Origin of the sequence: Mycobacterium sp. (genome assembly GCF_035640695.1) — a bacterium.
GTDB lineage: Bacteria > Actinomycetota > Actinomycetes > Mycobacteriales > Mycobacteriaceae > Mycobacterium.
The window spans coordinates 13,246-29,508 of the sequence record NZ_DASQVQ010000111.1 but is presented as its reverse complement, the minus strand read 5'-3'; the positions used below and the strand labels follow the sequence as shown (position 1 = coordinate 29,508).

At 67.5% G+C, this 16,263-nt stretch carries 15 protein-coding genes and 1 tRNA gene; 9 read left to right on the top strand and 7 right to left on the bottom strand.

The window, feature by feature from the left end; genetic code table 11:
• The first annotated feature begins 116 nt into the window (after positions 1–116).
• Complete coding sequence (gene era / locus VE759_RS12655) at positions 117–1,022, top strand: GTPase Era (protein ID WP_324932610.1); 906 nt, start codon at positions 117–119, stop codon at positions 1,020–1,022.
• Here era and VE759_RS12650 read toward each other — a convergent pair.
• Positions 1,015–2,454: an amidase gene (locus VE759_RS12650; RefSeq protein WP_324932607.1), complete on the bottom strand. Its 1,440-nt coding sequence runs from the start codon at positions 2,452–2,454 to the stop codon at positions 1,015–1,017. The two genes, era and VE759_RS12650, sit on opposite strands and share 8 nt — an antisense overlap.
• Positions 2,455–2,517: 63 nt before the next feature.
• Here VE759_RS12650 and recO point away from each other — a divergent pair, with 63 nt between their 5' ends.
• From recO to VE759_RS12635, 3 genes are read left to right on the top strand one after another with little or no spacing between them, the layout of a single operon-like run.
• Entirely contained in the window at positions 2,518–3,348 is an 831-nt protein-coding gene (gene recO, locus VE759_RS12645) for a DNA repair protein RecO (protein ID WP_324932604.1), read from the top strand.
• A complete protein-coding gene (locus VE759_RS12640) occupies positions 3,314–4,219 on the top strand; it encodes a decaprenyl diphosphate synthase (RefSeq protein WP_324932854.1) in 906 nt (301 codons plus the stop codon). The genes recO and VE759_RS12640 overlap by 35 nt, the downstream gene beginning before the upstream one ends.
• Positions 4,220–4,603: a hypothetical protein gene (locus VE759_RS12635; RefSeq protein ID WP_324932602.1), complete on the top strand. Its 384-nt coding sequence runs from the start codon at positions 4,220–4,222 to the stop codon at positions 4,601–4,603. It begins immediately after the preceding gene.
• On the opposite strand, the gene VE759_RS12630 is transcribed toward VE759_RS12635, so the two are convergent.
• Together VE759_RS12630 and VE759_RS12625 are read right to left on the bottom strand one after the other, a co-directional pair.
• A complete protein-coding gene (locus tag VE759_RS12630; RefSeq protein WP_324932597.1) occupies positions 4,592–4,996 on the bottom strand; it encodes a Fur family transcriptional regulator in 405 nt (134 codons plus the stop codon). The genes VE759_RS12635 and VE759_RS12630 overlap by 12 nt on opposite strands.
• Positions 4,993–5,379, bottom strand: a complete 387-nt coding sequence (locus VE759_RS12625) for a metalloregulator ArsR/SmtB family transcription factor (RefSeq protein WP_324932593.1) — start codon at positions 5,377–5,379, stop codon at positions 4,993–4,995. The genes VE759_RS12630 and VE759_RS12625 overlap by 4 nt, the downstream gene beginning before the upstream one ends.
• 64 nt (positions 5,380–5,443) lie before the next feature.
• Here VE759_RS12625 and VE759_RS12620 point away from each other — a divergent pair, with 64 nt between their 5' ends.
• A complete protein-coding gene (locus VE759_RS12620; protein ID WP_324932590.1) occupies positions 5,444–6,823 on the top strand; it encodes a glycine--tRNA ligase in 1,380 nt (459 codons plus the stop codon).
• Between the two features lie 101 nt (positions 6,824–6,924).
• Here VE759_RS12620 and VE759_RS12615 read toward each other — a convergent pair whose 3' ends face one another.
• The gene (locus VE759_RS12615; protein WP_324932587.1) at positions 6,925–8,229 is read right to left on the bottom strand and encodes a competence/damage-inducible protein A; all 1,305 of its coding nucleotides are present in this window, start codon (positions 8,227–8,229) and stop codon (positions 6,925–6,927) included.
• A gap of 95 nt (positions 8,230–8,324) precedes the next feature.
• Positions 8,325–10,313 carry a TPM domain-containing protein gene (locus tag VE759_RS12610; protein ID WP_324932584.1) on the bottom strand — a complete coding sequence of 663 codons (1,989 nt, stop codon included), beginning with the start codon at positions 10,311–10,313 and terminating at the stop codon, positions 8,325–8,327.
• Positions 10,314–10,367: 54 nt separating this feature from the next.
• Between VE759_RS12610 and VE759_RS12605 the strand changes: the two genes are divergently transcribed.
• Genes VE759_RS12605 through VE759_RS12595 form a run of 3 tightly spaced genes read left to right on the top strand, consistent with a single transcriptional unit; the run spans position 10,368 to position 13,900 of the window.
• Complete coding sequence (locus VE759_RS12605) at positions 10,368–11,615, top strand: deoxyguanosinetriphosphate triphosphohydrolase (RefSeq protein WP_414687904.1); 1,248 nt, start codon at positions 10,368–10,370, stop codon at positions 11,613–11,615.
• Positions 11,616–11,667: 52 nt separating this feature from the next.
• Positions 11,668–13,611 carry a DNA primase gene (gene dnaG / locus VE759_RS12600; RefSeq protein ID WP_324932851.1) on the top strand — a complete coding sequence of 648 codons (1,944 nt, stop codon included), beginning with the start codon at positions 11,668–11,670 and terminating at the stop codon, positions 13,609–13,611.
• A 10-nt stretch (positions 13,612–13,621) separates the two neighbouring features.
• The gene (locus tag VE759_RS12595) at positions 13,622–13,900 is read left to right on the top strand and encodes a DUF7155 family protein (RefSeq protein WP_324932579.1); all 279 of its coding nucleotides are present in this window, start codon (positions 13,622–13,624) and stop codon (positions 13,898–13,900) included.
• A gap of 13 nt (positions 13,901–13,913) precedes the next feature.
• Here VE759_RS12595 and VE759_RS12590 read toward each other — a convergent pair whose 3' ends face one another.
• A complete protein-coding gene (locus VE759_RS12590; protein ID WP_324932849.1) occupies positions 13,914–14,162 on the bottom strand; it encodes a hypothetical protein in 249 nt (82 codons plus the stop codon).
• Between the two features lie 145 nt (positions 14,163–14,307).
• Between VE759_RS12590 and VE759_RS12585 the strand changes: the two genes are divergently transcribed.
• Positions 14,308–14,380 (top strand) — tRNA-Asn (locus VE759_RS12585).
• A gap of 193 nt (positions 14,381–14,573) precedes the next feature.
• On the opposite strand, the gene VE759_RS12580 is transcribed toward VE759_RS12585, so the two are convergent.
• Positions 14,574–16,160 carry a PE-PPE domain-containing protein gene (locus VE759_RS12580; RefSeq protein ID WP_324932576.1) on the bottom strand — a complete coding sequence of 529 codons (1,587 nt, stop codon included), beginning with the start codon at positions 16,158–16,160 and terminating at the stop codon, positions 14,574–14,576.
• Positions 16,161–16,263 lie beyond the last annotated feature (103 nt).

Sequence of the window (16,263 nt, the reverse complement as noted above, 5' to 3'; positions counted from 1 at the left end):
GCGGCGGCGAGTGTGCGCTCAGGGCGGAAATATCGGGGAAAAGCCGCCCTGTGTTCACACTCGGCGCCTTGTGTGCACGCTCGACGGCGAGTCTGCCCGTTCGGCAAGGTAGTGCGGTGAGCGAATTCCGTTCGGGATTCGTCTGTTTCGTCGGCCGGCCCAACACCGGCAAGTCGACGCTGATGAACGCTTTGGTCGGCGCGAAGGTCGCGATCACGTCGACCCGGCCACAGACCACGCGGCACACGATTCGCGGCATCGTGCACCGCAAAGACTTTCAGATCGTCATCGTCGACACACCGGGGCTACACCGACCGCGCACGCTACTGGGCAAGCGGCTCAACGACCTCGTACGCGACACCTACTCCGAGGTCGACGTGATCGGACTGTGCATCCCGGCCGACGAGGCGATCGGGCCGGGGGACCGGTGGATTCATGAGCAGATACGCGCGATGGCACCGAAGACCACGCTGATCGTAGTCGTGACCAAAAGCGACAAGGTGAGCAAGGATCGCCTGGCCAGACAGCTGGCGGCGGTCGGCGAGCTGGTCGGCGACACCGCCGCCGACATCGTGCCGGTGTCGGCCACCCGGGGCGACCAGATCGACGTGCTGGTCGACGTATTGGCCGCCAAGCTGCCGCCCGGCCCGGCGTTCTACCCGGACGGTGAGCTCACCGACGAGCCGGAAGAGGTGTTGATGGCAGAGCTGATCCGGGAGTCGGCGCTGGAAGGTCTCGGCGACGAGTTGCCGCACTCGCTGGCGGTGGTCATCGACGAGGTCAACCCGCACGAGGATCGCGACGACATGATCGACGTGCACGCGATCCTCTACGTGGAGCGCGACAGCCAGAAGGGCATCATGATAGGCAAGGGCGGCGCCAGGTTGCGCGAGGTTGGCACCGCCGCGCGCATCCAGATCGAAAAGCTGCTCGGCACAAAGGTGTATCTCGACCTGCGTGTCAAAGTCGCCAAGAACTGGCAGCGCGACCCGAAACAGCTTGGCCGCCTGGGGTTTAGGTAACGCCTGCGGGTGGTTCCTTAATCACCGGCGTATTCCACCACACCTCTGGCTGGTAGGTCGCCCAGCCGCTGATCGCCTCCAGCGCCGCGGCCAGCGACACCAGCAACGGCTCGCTGTTGGCCGGACCCATCAGCTGTACACCGATCGGCAACCCGTCGGCGGTGAACCCGGCCGGCACGTTGATCGCCGGCCAGCCCAGCACATTCCACGGCCAAGTCACGGGGCACAGCGCGATCATCGCGCGGTCGGTGGCAAGCGACCCGAGCACGTCGAAGGCGTGCACGAGCGGCGGCGGCTGGGCGGTCGTCGGAGCCAGCACCACGTCGACGGTCTGGAAGATCGAGCCGACCCGTCGCTGTGCTTGTTCCTCCGCCAGCCGGGCGCGCCGCAGCGCGTTGCCCGAAAGCAGCCGTCCGATCCGCATGTTGCCCAGAGTCCGCCGGTCGTAGGTGACGCCGTCACCAAGCCGGTCCGCCCAGTCCAGCAGCCCGGCGGTGGAGCGGGCCAGAAACGCCCACGACATCCCGAAGCCGTAGTTCGGGTCGCCGGCCATGATCGTGTGCCCCAACGACTCCAACCCGTCGGCGACGTTATCCAGTGCGGCATGAATGTCCGGATGCAGCCGGGACCGGAAGCCGGTCAATGGGAAGCGCCTCGACACCGCGATCTTCAGCGGGCCGGGCGCCACGGCGACGTGTTCGGACACTCGCACGGGCGGCGGCTTGTGCAGGTCGCCGTCGACGTTCCCGGACGCGGCGTCGAGCAGGATCGCCGCGTCGGTGACGGTACGGGCCAGCACGCCGAAGACGGTGATCCCGTTGAACACCTCGGGCTGCGGCCAGGTCGAGATCCGGCCGCGCTGCGGCTTGATGCCGACCAGATTCGTCCACGCCGCCGGAATGCGCACGCTGCCCGCACCGTCGGAGCCGATGGCGGCGCTGACCAGCCCTGCGGCCACCGCCGCCGCGCTGCCGCCCGACGATCCGCCGGGGGTGTGCATGCGGCTCCACGGGTTTCGGGTGTGGCCGAAGCCGGGCCCACTGGTGAACGGCCACTGGCCCAGTTCGCAGGTGTTGGTCTTGCCGACGATCACCGCGCCGGCGGCACGCAGCCGCCGCACCACCTCGGAATCTTCGGACGCGACGGGGACGGATCCGGAGGTTCCGTAGGCCGTTGGGGTCCCAGCGACGTCGACATCGTCCTTCACCGCGATCGGCACCCCGAGCAGCGACGCGTCGTCGCCGGCGGCGCGCCTGCGGTCGGCCTCCGCCGCGTCGGCGAGGGCCTGCTCGGTGAGCACCATCCGGAACGCGTTGAGCGTGGACTGGCTCGCGGTGATCGCATACAGCGATCGCCGCACCAGTTCGTCGGATGTCACCGCGCCGCTGGCGAGCTGATAGAGCTGGTCGGCGAGCGTCGGAAATCTTTCCACGTGAAACGACATTAATCGGCCCCGCGTACCGGTCCTGTCTCATCTCGATGCCAAACTGGGTCAATGCGGCTGTACCGGGACCGGGCGGTGGTGCTGCGCCAACACAAGCTCGGCGAGGCCGACCGAATCGTCACGCTGCTCACCCGCGAGCACGGGCTGGTCCGCGCGGTGGCCAAGGGCGTGCGGCGCACCCGCAGCAAGTTCGGGGCTCGGCTGGAACCGTTCGCGCACGTCGATGTGCAGCTGCATCCCGGTCGCAATCTCGACATCATCACACAAGTGCAGGCGATCGACGCGTTCGCCACCGACATCGTGTGCGACTACGGCCGCTACACGTGTGCATGCGCCGTGCTGGAAACCGCTGAGCGGCTGGCCGGTGAGGAGCGGGCGCCCGTGCCGGCGCTGCACCGGCTCACCGTCGGCGCCCTGCGCGCGGTCGCCGACGGCCGCCGCCCCCGCGAGCTGGTGCTCGACGCGTACCTGCTGCGCGCGATGGGCATCGCTGGATGGGCGCCCGCGCTGACCGCGTGTGCTCGCTGCGCCGCGCCGGGGCCGCACCGCGCATTTCATGTCGGCGCGGGCGGAAGCGTGTGCATGCACTGCCGGCCGTCCGGGTCGGTCACCCCGCCGCAGGGGGTGCTGGCTTTGATGGCCGCGCTGTACGACGGCGACTGGGAGCACGCGGAGGCGTCACCGCAGTCGTACCGCAGCCAGGCCAGCGGGCTGGTGGCCGCGCACCTGCAGTGGCATCTCGAACGTCAGCTGCGGACATTGCCGCTGGTGGAGCGTCCCCACCGGATCGATCGCACGGTCGGCGACCACCAGGTGCCGCTGGTCAGGCAGGATGTGCACCGTGGTGATGAACCGGGTGACCAGCTCGTGGCGGGAGGCTGAGCGCAAGCGAGACTCGGAGTTTCCGCAACTGGACCCGGCGCCCGACGACTACCCCACCTTTCCCGACACGTCGACCTGGCCGGTTCTCTTCCCAGAATTGCCGCCGGCCGGCGGCGGCCCCCGACGGCCGCCGCAGCACACCTCCAAGGCCAGTGCGCCCAAGATTCCTGCCAACCAGCTGCCGAACCACGTCGCCATCGTCATGGACGGCAACGGCCGGTGGGCCACCCAGCGTGGGTTGCACCGGACCGAAGGCCACAAGATGGGGGAGGCGGTGCTGATCGACGTCACGTGCGGCGCCATTGAAATCGGAATCAAACACCTCACCGTGTACGCGTTTTCGACGGAGAACTGGAAGCGCAGCACCGAAGAGGTTCGGTTTCTGATGGGGTTCAACCGGGAAGTGGTCCGCCGGCGGCGCGAGAACCTCAACGCGATGGGGGTGCGGATGCGTTGGGTCGGCTCACGACCCCGCATGTGGCGCAGCGTGATCAAGGAATTCCAGATCGCCGAAGACATGACCTTGCACAACGACGTGATCACCATCAACTACTGCGTCAACTATGGCGGTCGCACCGAAATCGCCGAAGCTGCCAGGGACATCGCACGCCAGGCGGCCGCTGGGCGGATCAACCCCGACCGGGTCACCGAATCGACGATCGCCAGCCACCTCCATCGTTCCGACATTCCCGACGTGGATCTGTTCATCCGGACGTCGGGGGAGCAACGGGCAAGCAATTTCATGCTGTGGCAGGCCGCCTACGCCGAGTATGTCTTCCAGGACAAGCTGTGGCCCGATTACGACCGGCGCGACCTGTGGGAGGCTTGTGAGGAGTACGTGCGGCGCAGTCGACGATTCGGCAGGGCGTGAATGACTCTGCAGCAGCGACTGGCGTCGGCGCTCAGGGAAGTATTGCCGGTTCGGGAAGAAGACGACGGTGGGCTGACCGTCCAGCATGACGGCACGCTGGCGTCGCTGCGGGTGGTCCCGGTCACCGATGAACTCGAACTGATCTCGCTGTCGCAGGTCATCGCGTGGGACTTGAAGCCGGACAGGCGGATTCGCGCGCGGGTCGCTAAGCATACCCGCTCGATGATGCTGGGCACCGTCACGCTGGTGGAAAAGAAGGACCATGCCGACGTGATGCTGCGCTACAACTTTCCCGCGACTGGTCTCAGCGATGAGGCGCTGCGCACTCTGATCCTGATGGTGCTGACCGCCGGCGCCGACGTGCACCAGTCGTTATTGGGCTGACGGCTTGCCCGTGCAGTCCGTGCAGGTACCGAAGATCTCGATGGTGTGGTTGACGTCTGAGAAGCCGTGCGCGCCAGCAACTTCGGTGGCCCACGCCTCGGCTTCGCCGCCGTCGACCTCGATGGTCAGGCCGCAACCGCGGCACACCAGGTGATGGTGGTGGTGCGCGGAGCAACGCCGGTAGACCGATTCGCCGGTGTCGGTCCGCAGCGTGTCGACCCCGCCGGCGGCCGACAGCGATTGCAGCGTGCGGTACACCGTGGTCAGCCCGATGCCTTGGCCGCGGCGGCGCAGTTCGTCGTGCAGTTCTTGTGCCGAGCGGAAATCGTCGATGTCTTCCAGCAGCGCGGTGATCGCGGCACGCTGGCGCGTGCTGCGGGTGGCGCCGGTCACTCGATGTCCTCGGCGGCGTGCGTGACGGCGTCGGCGACGATGTGCGCGAGGTGATGGTCGACAAGCCGGTAGAACACCTCTCGGCCCGACCGCTCGCCGGCCACCACGCCGGCGGCCTTCAGGATCCGCAGGTGCTGGCTGACCAACGGCTGCGGCACGCCGAGTGCGTCGACGAGTTCATTCACGCAGCGTGAAGACTCGCGCAGCTGCAGCACGATCGCGATGCGCACCGGCGCTGCCAGCGCCCGCAGGATGTCGCCCGCGGCGTCGAGCACCTCCCTGGGCGGCATCTTCGGCGGCGCCGCACCGTGGCGATGCGTGCCTTCCGCGTCCGCCGGGTTGGGCGATGGGTAACCGGTCGCCAAACTGGAAATCGTTTTCATTATGCTGTCAAGCCTGACATGCACGATCGTGCATGTCAACGCCGTCTCGCTAGTCTGTTGACCCGTGGCGTCCATCATCGACACCGTCGTAAACCTGGCCAAGCGCCGTGGCTTGGTGTACCCGTCGGGCGAAATTTACGGCGGCACAAAGTCGGCATGGGACTACGGGCCACTCGGTGTCGAGCTCAAGGAGAACATCAAGCGGCAGTGGTGGCGCTCGGTCGTCACCGGCCGCGACGACGTGGTCGGCATCGATTCGTCGATCATCCTGCCCCGCGAGGTCTGGGTGGCCAGCGGCCACGTCGAGGTGTTCCACGACCCACTGGTCGAGTCGTTGATCACGCACAAACGCTACCGGGCAGACCATTTGATCGAGGCCTATGAGGCCAAGCACGGCCATCCGCCCGCCAACGGCCTTGCCGACATCCGCGACCCGGACACCGGTGAGCCCGGCCGATGGACCGAGCCGCGCGACTTCAACATGATGCTCAAGACCTACCTCGGTCCGATCGAGACCGAAGAGGGATTGCACTATCTGCGGCCGGAGACCGCGCAAGGCATCTTCGTCAACTTCGCCAACGTGGTCACGACGTCACGCAAGAAGCCGCCGTTCGGCATCGGCCAGATCGGCAAAAGCTTCCGCAATGAGATCACCCCCGGCAACTTCATCTTCCGCACGCGGGAGTTCGAGCAGATGGAGATGGAGTTCTTCGTCGAACCGTCCACCGCGAAGGAGTGGCACCAGTACTGGATCGACACCCGGCTGGAGTGGTACGTCGATCTCGGTATCGACCGGGAAAACCTGCGGCTGTGGGAGCACCCCAAGGACAAGCTGTCGCACTACTCCGACCGCACCGTCGACATCGAGTACAAGTTCGGCTTCCAGGGCAACCCGTGGGGTGAGCTGGAAGGCGTCGCGAACCGAACCGACTTCGACCTGAGCACCCACAGCAAGCACTCCGGCGTCGACCTGTCCTTCTACGACCAGACCACCGACACCCGCTACGTGCCCTACGTGATCGAACCGGCGGCCGGCCTGACGCGCTCGTTCATGGCTTTCCTGGTCGACGCGTATGCCGAGGACGAGGCTCCCAACGCCAAGGGCGGCGTGGACAAGCGCACGGTGTTGCGGTTCGACCCGCGGCTGGCGCCGGTCAAGGCAGCGGTGCTGCCGCTGTCGCGGCATGCCGACCTCAGCCCGAAGGCCCGCGACCTGGCCGCCGAGCTGCGCACGTGCTGGAACGTCGAGTTCGACGACGCGGGCGCGATCGGGCGGCGCTACCGCCGCCAGGACGAGGTCGGCACGCCGTTCTGCGTGACGGTCGACTTCGACACGCTCGACGACCAGGCGGTCACGATCCGCGAACGCGACTCGATGACGCAGGAGCGCATCGCGATCGAGGCAGTCGCCGAGTATCTGGCGCCACGGCTCAAGGGCTGCTAGCAGGCTCCCCGAGGCCGTTTCAAAAATCTTCAGAAAGGGTGCGTCGGACGGGCGCGGACCGCTCCTACCCGGTGAGAGCGAGCCATCGGGGCGAGGGTGTTCTACGGCGCAACGGTGGAATCACGCGCAACGGCCGGACCTTTGATGCCGCTAAGCGCGCGTAGCAGCAGATGCATCGCCACGGTCGTGGAGCGCTCGCGGATGTCGGCGCGGTTGCCCGGCAGTTGAAGGCTTCGGCTGGACTTCGGGCCGTCGGCCAGCGTCACGTTGAAACAGACGGTGCCGACCGGCTTTTCGTCCGTTCCGCCGCCGGGGCCGGCGATGCCGGTGATCGCGATCGCGGTGTCGGCACCGAACCGGGCCAACGCGCCGGCGGCCATCGCCTCGGCAACGGGCTCCGACACCGCCCCGTGTTCGTCGATCAGCGCCGGGTCCACGCCAAGCAGTTTCACCTTCGCTGCGTTGGCGTACACCACAGCCCCGCCGGCGACATAGCCGGATGACCCGGGTCGCTCCGTCAGCCGGGCCGCGAGCAGCCCGCCCGTGCACGACTCCGCGGTCGCGATCCGGCGGCCGACGAGCAACTGTGCCACGAGGTCGTCCACCAGCGAGCCGTCCTCCGAAAAAATGTGGTGCCCGTGACGTTCGCGCAGCAGCTTCACCACCGCCGCGTACACGTCCGTGGCGTCCGGCTCGTAACGCGTGACCATCTCGATCTCGCCGCGCCGCAAGCACGTCGTGATCTCCAGCCGCTCGAAGCCGGGAACGCGTTTCTCGGCGTCGCGCAGAGTGTCGGCCAGGCCCGACTCGGGCAGCCCGAAAATCCGCACGGTTTCCTGCCGGTAGTGGCTTCGGCCGGCGATTGCCTCCTGCACCGCCCGGGTTTCCAGGGCTGTGCGCCACATCGGCTGCAACTCGCGCGGCGGCCCGGGCAGCACGACGACCGTCGGCGTGCCCGGGACGACAACGCCGGGCGCGGTGCCCACCGGCTCGATCACGTCCGCGCCGTCCGGGATCATCGCCTGCTTGCGGTTCCCCGCGCGCACCGCCTCGAAGTCCACGCTGTCGAAGCGCGCCATCAACCGTTTGAGAATCGTGGCGATCCTCTCCTCGAGCTGCGCGTCCAGCACCAGCGCGCGGTCACAGAAGCGGGCCACGACTTCGATGGTCATGTCGTCGGCCGTCGGCCCGAGCCCGCCGCTCGTGACGATGAGGTCCACGCCCTGGTCGGCCAGGAAGCGCAGCTGCGCCTCCATGTCGCGGGGGCGGTCGCCGCAAATCGTGATGTGGGCGAGCTCGACTCCCAGCTCGAGCAGGCGATCGGCGATCCATGGACCGTTGCGGTCCTGCACCCGCCCCGTCAACACCTCGGTACCCGTCACGACAATGCCGGCGCGTGCGCTCACCGGTTCGACACTACGTGTGCGCAAGTCGCCGCCCGATGCTTGCGCGTCTACGCAGCTGCGGCCGGCGGGGCTCGGAGGGCCTCGGTGGACCGGGGTTAGAACCGGCCGCCGCCGCCGAGATAATCGCCACCCGAGGAGCCCGAGCCGCCGAACGATGTCGGATTCCAGCCGCCGCCGTAACCGCCGCGCAGCGCCCCGCTCAGGATGTTGCCGATGATGATGCCGCCGATCACGGCGCCCACGTTCGAGCCGCCACCGCCGCCGTACCGGGAGCTGTAGGTGCGCTGAGCGGCCAGCACGTCGGCGTTGGCCAGTGCCTGCGCCTGGGCCGCCAGGGCCGCGGCGCCGTTGGCGTGCGCGATTGCCTCGGGCAGGTTGGTTGCGTGCGTCGCCTGCGCGGCCTCGAGTTGGCGGACGGCCTCGGCGAGCCGGGTGCGCGCCTCCGGCCCGATGCTGCCGCGTCGCGTGTCGATGTAGTCCGACACCGTCCGCACCCGCGCCTGAGCGGTGAACACTGCCTGGTCGAACGTCCGGCTGAGTCGTTCGGCCGCCTCGCGTTCCTGGGCCAGCTTCGTCAGCAGCCGGTCCAGGTCGGCGTCGGCCTTCGTCAGTTGAATGAACGCGCCGAGCGGATCGGTCGAGCCCGAGGTCTGCGCGGCGGCAAGGGCATCGGTTGCGGCGTCACGCGCGGCAATCAGTTCACTGGCGTGCGGGGTATTGCCCTGGCGCAGTTGGGCTTCCGCTTGGTTGATCCCGGCCTGGATGTCGGCAATCGCCGACGGCAGCGTTGCGGCCGCGTGGCGGATGTCGCTGGATGCGCTGTCGATCGCGTCGAGCAGCGAACGGGCTTGTCCCAGCGCCGATTCCGCAGCCCGAACGCTGTCCACCAACTCGGCCTGCTGCCCGGCTACCGGCCGAGCGGCCAACTCGCGCGCACGGGTGATGTTCTGGTCGGCGAACGACAGCCGCTCCTTCGCGGTGTCAACGTTGCCGGCGACGGAAACCAACGCGGCGTTGTCGAATTCATTGTGCAAAGCGGCGAGCTTCTGTTCGGATGGTTGCATCCGCGCGGTGATGTCGACGAGCTGCCGGGTCAGCGCATCGAGCCGCGACGGCGCGTTGATCACCAGATCGCGCATCTTCTCGAATGCTTCGCGTTGGGCGTCGAGTTCCCGGTCCGCGCCTGCGGCCGCGACGACGACCCGGGTCAGCAGGTCGCGCCGCTGCGCCGGCGTCTCGGGCACCGCGTCATCGAGCTGCTGACGCACGTTAAATGCCTGTCCGAGGGTGACCTTGGCGTTGTTGACCGCACGGGTGAACGGCTCGGTCTGCTGCTGGCCGAATTCCTCCACGGCGATGGCCAACTCGTTGTCACTGGTGCGAACCGCGTTGTCGACGTCGACCACGATCGACTTCGAGAGATCGTCGAGCGCATCGATGGACACCGACGCGAGCGCGTTCGGGTCGGTCGGGTCGACTCGGCGAGCGGCGGCCAGCTCTGCGGCCCGGCGGCGCTTGCGTCGTCGCCGCATGACCACCCACAACACCACGACGGCCAGCGCAACGACGCCGAGCGCGATCAGCGCCGGCACCCACGAGATGCCACCACCGCCACCGGCCGAGGTGGTCAACCCGTTGGCCGCCGCCACGGCCGCACCGCTCCAGTCGCCGTTGCGCAGCGCCGGTTCGATCTTGTTGCGCCGCAGATCAGCTATTTGGGTCGAGCTCAGACCGGTCGCGCCGGACGGCACCTGCAATGCGTATGCCCGGTCGACCGTCGCGACCGCCAGTAGCGCGTCGTAGCTACCGAAATCGCTTGTGCGCATGGTGCTTTGGGCCCAACTGACGGCTTGTTGGCCGGAGAAGTCGTCGACATAGACCACCCACAGCCTGATCTTGCGGTCCGTGTAGAGCTTGTCGACGGCCGACTGGACTTCCGAGCGGCCGGCCGGGCTCAGCGCGTTGGCCTCGTCGGTGACGTATTCCGAGAGTCGGAACGGCGGCACCGCCCCGGCGGCCGGCGCGACGAGTGTGATGACCGCCAGCACGACGCCGAGCAGGCCGAGCAGTCGGGCGGTGCGCATCTGGTCAATGTAATGTGCAGGCCCGCCGTGCTGGCAGACTGTGCGTCGGTGGCCATGAATCACAACGACACCTATGACGCGCACGACCGCGAGCGGAGGATCGTCGAGGCGCCGAAGGCTGCCGCGCTGCCCGGCACCGCCGCCAACGAGCACCGCACCGACTTCGCACGCGACCGGGCCCGCGTGCTGCACAGCGCGGCGCTGCGCCGGCTCGCCGACAAGACCCAGGTCGTCGGGCCGCAGGAAAGCGACACGCCGCGCACCCGGCTCACCCACTCGCTGGAGGTGGCCCAGATCGGACGGGGCATGGCCGTCGGCCTGGGCTGCGACCCCGACCTGGTGGACATGGCCGGGCTGGCCCACGATATCGGTCACCCGCCGTACGGGCACAACGGCGAAAAGGCCCTCGACGACTTCGCCGCCGAGTACGGCGGCTTTGAAGGCAATGCCCAGAACCTGCGCATCCTGACCCGGCTGGAGCCGAAAACCGTTGACGCCGAAGGTCACAGCTTCGGGCTGAACCTGACGCGCGCGGCGCTCGACGCGGTGACGAAGTATCCGTGGCCCCGGGAGAGCGGGCACGCGAAGTTCGGTGTCTACGCCGAGGACGCCGACGTGCTGGCCTGGGTGCGCGACGGCGCGCCGCCGCGGCGGCCCTGTTTGGAGGCACAGGTGATGGACTGGGCAGACGACGTCGCCTATTCCGTGCACGACGTCGAGGACGGCGTCATCTCCGGGCGCATCGACCTGCGGGTGCTGGCCGACGATGACGCCGCCGCGACGCTGGGCCGGCTGGGGGAGCGCGAGTTCGGCTACGTGGCCGACGATGTGGCGGCGGCGGCGTTGCGGCTGTCGCGGCTGCCGGTGGTCGCCGACGTCGGCAAGTACGACGCGACGCTGTCATCGTCGGCCGCATTGAAACGGTTGACCAGCGAGCTGGTGGGCCGGTTCGCCTCGGCGGCGATCGCCAGAACCAGGGCCGCCGCCGGCCCGCGTCCGCTGGCCCGCTTCGACGCCGACCTGCAGGTGCCCGATCTGGTGCGCTCCGAGGTGTCGGCCCTGAAGATCCTGGCGCTGCAGTTCATCATGTCCGACCCGCGGCACCTCAAGTTGCAGGCGCAACAACGCGAGCGCATCCACCAAGTAGCGCAATGGCTGCTGGCCGGAGCGCCGGCGACACTGGACCCGTTGTTCGTGCCCGCGTTCAACGCCGCGACCGACGACGGGCAGCGGCTGCGCGTCGTGGTGGACCAGATCGCGTCGTTCACCGAGGGGCGCTTGGAGCGGCTGGAACAGACTTAAGCGCCATCGCGCCCGACACCGGGCGCTCTAGACTGGGCCGGTGCCAGATCCCTTGGGCAGGAGCGCAGCGACTCGGGGACGAGGCCGCATTCCCGATCGCGACATCGCGGCTATCCGCGAACGCATCCGCATCGAGGAAGTAGTCGGCGACTACGTCCAGCTGCGGCGCGCCGGCGCGGATTCGCTGAAGGGCCTGTGCCCCTTCCATGACGAGAAGTCGCCGTCGTTTCACGTCCGGCCCAATCACGGCCACTTCCACTGCTTCGGCTGCGGCGAGGGCGGCGACGTGTACGCCTTCATCCAGAAGATCGAGCACGTCAGCTTCGTCGAGGCGGTCGAACGGCTGGCCGACCGCATCGGCTACACAGTCAGCTACTCCGGCGGCGGCACCAGCGTGCAGCGCGACCGGGGCACCCGCAGCCGCCTGCTCGCGGCCAACTCCGCCGCTCAGGAGTTCTACGCCGAGACGCTCGGATCGGCCGAGGCGGCGCCGGCGCGCCAATACCTGATCGAGCGCAACTTCGACGCCGAGACCGCCCGCCACTTCGGGTGCGGGTTTGCCCCGTCGGGGTGGGATTCGTTGACAAAGCACTTGATGCGCAAGGGCTTCGAGTTCAAGGAGCTGGAGGCGGCCGGGCTGTCGCGGGAGGGCCGACGCGGCCCGATCGACCGGTTCCACCGCAGGCTGCTGTGGCCGATCCGGGCCAGCAGCGGCGAGGTCATCGGATTCGGTGCCCGGCGGCTGTTCGACGACGACCAGATCGAGGCGAAGTACGTCAACACCCCCGAAACGGTGCTGTACAAGAAGTCGTCGGTACTGTTCGGCCTCGACCTGGCCAAGCGCGACATCGCCAAGGGGCACCAGGCGGTGGTCGTCGAGGGCTACACCGACGTGATGGCGATGCACCTGGCCGGGGTCACCACCGCGGTGGCGTCGTGCGGCACCGCGTTCGGTGACGAGCACCTCGCGATGCTGCGGCGATTGATGATGGACGACAATTTTTTCCGCGGCGAGCTCATCTATGTGTTCGACGGCGACGAGGCCGGCCGCGCCGCCGCGCTCAAGGCGCTCGACGGCGAGCAGCACCTGGCCGGCCAGTCGTTCGTCGCCGTGGCCTGCGACGGGATGGACCCGTGCGATCTTCGGTTGAAGCACGGCGACGGCGCGCTGCGCGACCTAGTCGCTCGACGAACGCCGTTGTTCGAGTTCGCAATTCGCACAGCGCTGGGCGAGATGGACCTGGACACGGCCGAAGGGCGGGTGAGCGCACTGCGGCGCTGCGTGCCGATGGTCGCCGCGATCAAGGACTCGACGCTGCGCGACGAGTATGGGCGCCAGCTCGCGGGCTGGGTCGGCTGGGACGACGTGGCCCAAGTGATCGGTCGGGTCCGCGAAGAGGCCAAACGGCGCGGTGGCACGGCCCGGCGCGACACCCGTCGGAAACCGGTGACGACGTCTCAACCGACAGCAGTGGCGGCCGAGGAACCTCAGCGCCCGGATCCGCGGGACCCGACGCTGTGGCCACAACGCGAAGTGCTCAAGGCGGCATTGCAATATCCGGCGATCGCGGGCCCGGTGTTCGACGCGCTGACCGTGGAAAGCTTCACCCACCCGGGCTACGCCGCAGTGCGTGCGGCAATCGCCGCGGCGGGCGGCGTCGGTACGGGTGTCGCCGGCGCGGAGTGGATCGAAGCGGTGCGCGGGTACACGGGCTCGCCGGCGGCCGCCGGGCTGGTCAACGAGTTGGGCGTGGAGGCGATCCGGGTCGACGACGAGGACCGGCTGCCGCGTTACATCGGCGGTGTCCTCGCCCGACTACAGGAGGTGTGGGTGGGCCGCCAGATCGCCGAGGTCAAGTCCAAGCTGCAGCGCATGTCGCCGATCGAGCAGGGCGACGAGTACCACGCGCTGTTCGGTGACCTGGTCGCCATGGAGGCCTACCGTCGCAGCCTGCTCCAGCAGGCGAGCGGTGACGGCGACGGCCTGATCGCGTAGGGTGCTGCGCGTGGTCGTTAAGAGAGCTGTGATTGTCGGCGCCTTCGCGCTCGCGGCGGTGGCCGCACCGGCGGTGGCCGCCAGCACTGTCGATTCCGGTAGCGCGGTCGCGCATTGCCGGGCCTACCTGGGGTCACGGGGCGACGGCATATGCATCGACGGGCCCTCCGACGGCGCCCCTGCCGGCGTCCCGTCGGCAGGCATCGGTCCCACGCCGAACGGTGGCGGACCGGGAATCAGCACCAGCCCGCTGTTCCCGGGTCAGACCATCAACACGCCGCTGGCCTAGCGCGAGCGTTCCGCTAGCGCGAGCGTTCCGCCTCTTCGGGTTGCAGCACCGCCGTCTGGTCGTCGATCTCGGTCAGCGTGACCATCGGCGGGTCGGGAGAAACCCGGTTGGCGAGCTTGCGCCGTCCGCCGTCGATGATCGACTTGGCCGCCGGGCTCCCCGTCACGGCTTTATAGGTGCCTGCGATCTGTTCGAATCGGCGTCGACCCGCTTTTGCTCCCAAGACATAGCCGACTGCCAACACAACGAGATACCGGATCAAGATGGTCCCTTCAGATAACGGTGCCGCGTCCCATCCTGCCCCACGCGCCTCGGTCGTGCGCCCGTGCTGCTCGTCTTGGCGCATGTCGCGGCACGTACGCTAGAGTCATCACTCGTTCGCGACGGCACCCGCGCGGACTGGGCAGTCCCCTGTAGCTCAATTGGCAGAGCGTTCGGCTGTTAACCGAAGGGTTGCTGGTTCGAGTCCAGCCGGGGGAGCAGTTAGGGGTACCGTAATAAGACCAGCTCAGAGTATTTAGATAGCGTAGCTAAGGTCTAATTCGGCAAATTTCGGGCTATCCAGCGGCTATGCCCGGTCACCGCTCAGTGTTTGCTGAGCGGCGCAGTCATCCTCCGCGGGTAGGCCTTTGAAATCCGGCTGTCAGTCTTCATAACACCTTGGCCGACCCGCTTACTTGGAGGGCCTCGATGCCGAGCTGGCACCGCTTGGTGAACGCGTCGGCGAACCGGACGTCGCTGTACCGTTGGTCGTTGTCGATGCATTCGTCTCGGTGGTGCTGCCGTTTCTGGATGGTCCGCCGCGGTTGGCTGGAACGGACCTGACCACGTTGCCGGTCTCGGAGCCCGTATTTGTGGCCGGCAGGGATGGCTTGGCTTTATTGGGGGCTGTCGGCGAGGTGGGCTGCGCGGCTGACGGCTGGTCAGTCAGGCCGTTGCTCGCAGCCGGTTTTGTGTTGTGCGATGTAGTGCTGGAGCTTGTCAAGACCGGTTCGTTGGCCGCGGCCAACGGGCTGGTTTTCGGAGCCAACGGCGCGGCTGTTGGCTGAGAGAGTTGCACCGTATTGGATTGGTTGGGTTGGACGGCGCCTGCAAGTAGTTGGGCGCTTTGGGCTGCGATGGCCTGCACGCCAGTTGTCGACGTGGGCAGCGGCTCGAAGCGCACCGGCTGTGAGGGGTACGGCTGTCCAGGCGCCGGCCGGTCATAGCCGGCTTCGATGACGGCCCGGAGAGCGGGGTCCATCGCCGCCACCGTTTCTGGAGGCACGCCTGCATCGAGCAGCGGCCGAGTCAACGGAAGCTGACCTACCGGTGTCAAGACTAGGACATCCGCGACGTTGTCTGTGCTGTTGGTGACGACGTACCTATCAGGCATCTGTTGGAGCGCGGCCAGATCAGCCTGATCGACGACGCCGTCTGGGACCCCGTTCGGCCCGGTCACATCTAGTTGCACGTTCTGGTAGTAGTCGCGGTGCAGGTAGTAGAAGCCCATCGCGGCATTGTCGACGGCCACCGCGTTGAGAACGTACTTGGGCGAGTCGGCGATGCCGTCGTACTGCTTGGTGACCTGAATGACCGTGATGTTGTCGGGCCAGGGGTTGGCGGTCCCGTCGCCGAAAGTGACTCCCGCGAGGGGCGCATAGGTGCCGTCGGGGAGGCGCGTCAAGATGCCGCCGTCGTTGCGACGGGGATTCCCGATCAACACGAACTGTTTTATGTCGGTTGGGTCCTTGAGCTGTTTCAGCGCCTCGGCGGCGGCCCCGGCGCCTTGCGAGTAGCCGACCACATAAATCGCATCGTTAGTGTCGGGATCCGCCTTCTCGTTGGCCTGTGCCTGCGCGATCGCCGCCAGGATTCTCTGCGTCGCTATTGCTTCGGACTGGTCGTAGGTCGGGTCGGTGGGCCCGGTCAGTAGGCCGGCGCTCCTCGGGTACACGATAAAGACGTTGTCGCCTGACTGGAAGGTCGTGCACTGACCCGCCGAGCAGTCAAAGAGCACGTTAGCGCCATCTTGTGCGTAGACGCCCTGAAGCGTGTTTCTCATGCGGTAGGGATCGTACGGTTGTGCTGTGGGCAGCACATCTTTGGTGCCGTCGATGAAAATTGTGGTGTCCAAGAGGCTCACGCCGGGTATGCGGGTGTCGGTGGCGTAGGCGAAGCCGAAGAGGCTCACCACCGGAACGGCCAGGACCGTCAACGCAAGAGAAGCTCGCTTCTTGTTGTTCCTATTCTTCTTGACGCGCTGTCGCAGTGTCCGCATGGTCGTCCCTCTCGTGATGCTGCATAAAAACCGAGGGAGCGATTCCCCTTGTAGTAAGGTTCGTCACCATCATTGCGGAATTACAGCAATGAATTTTCTCGCC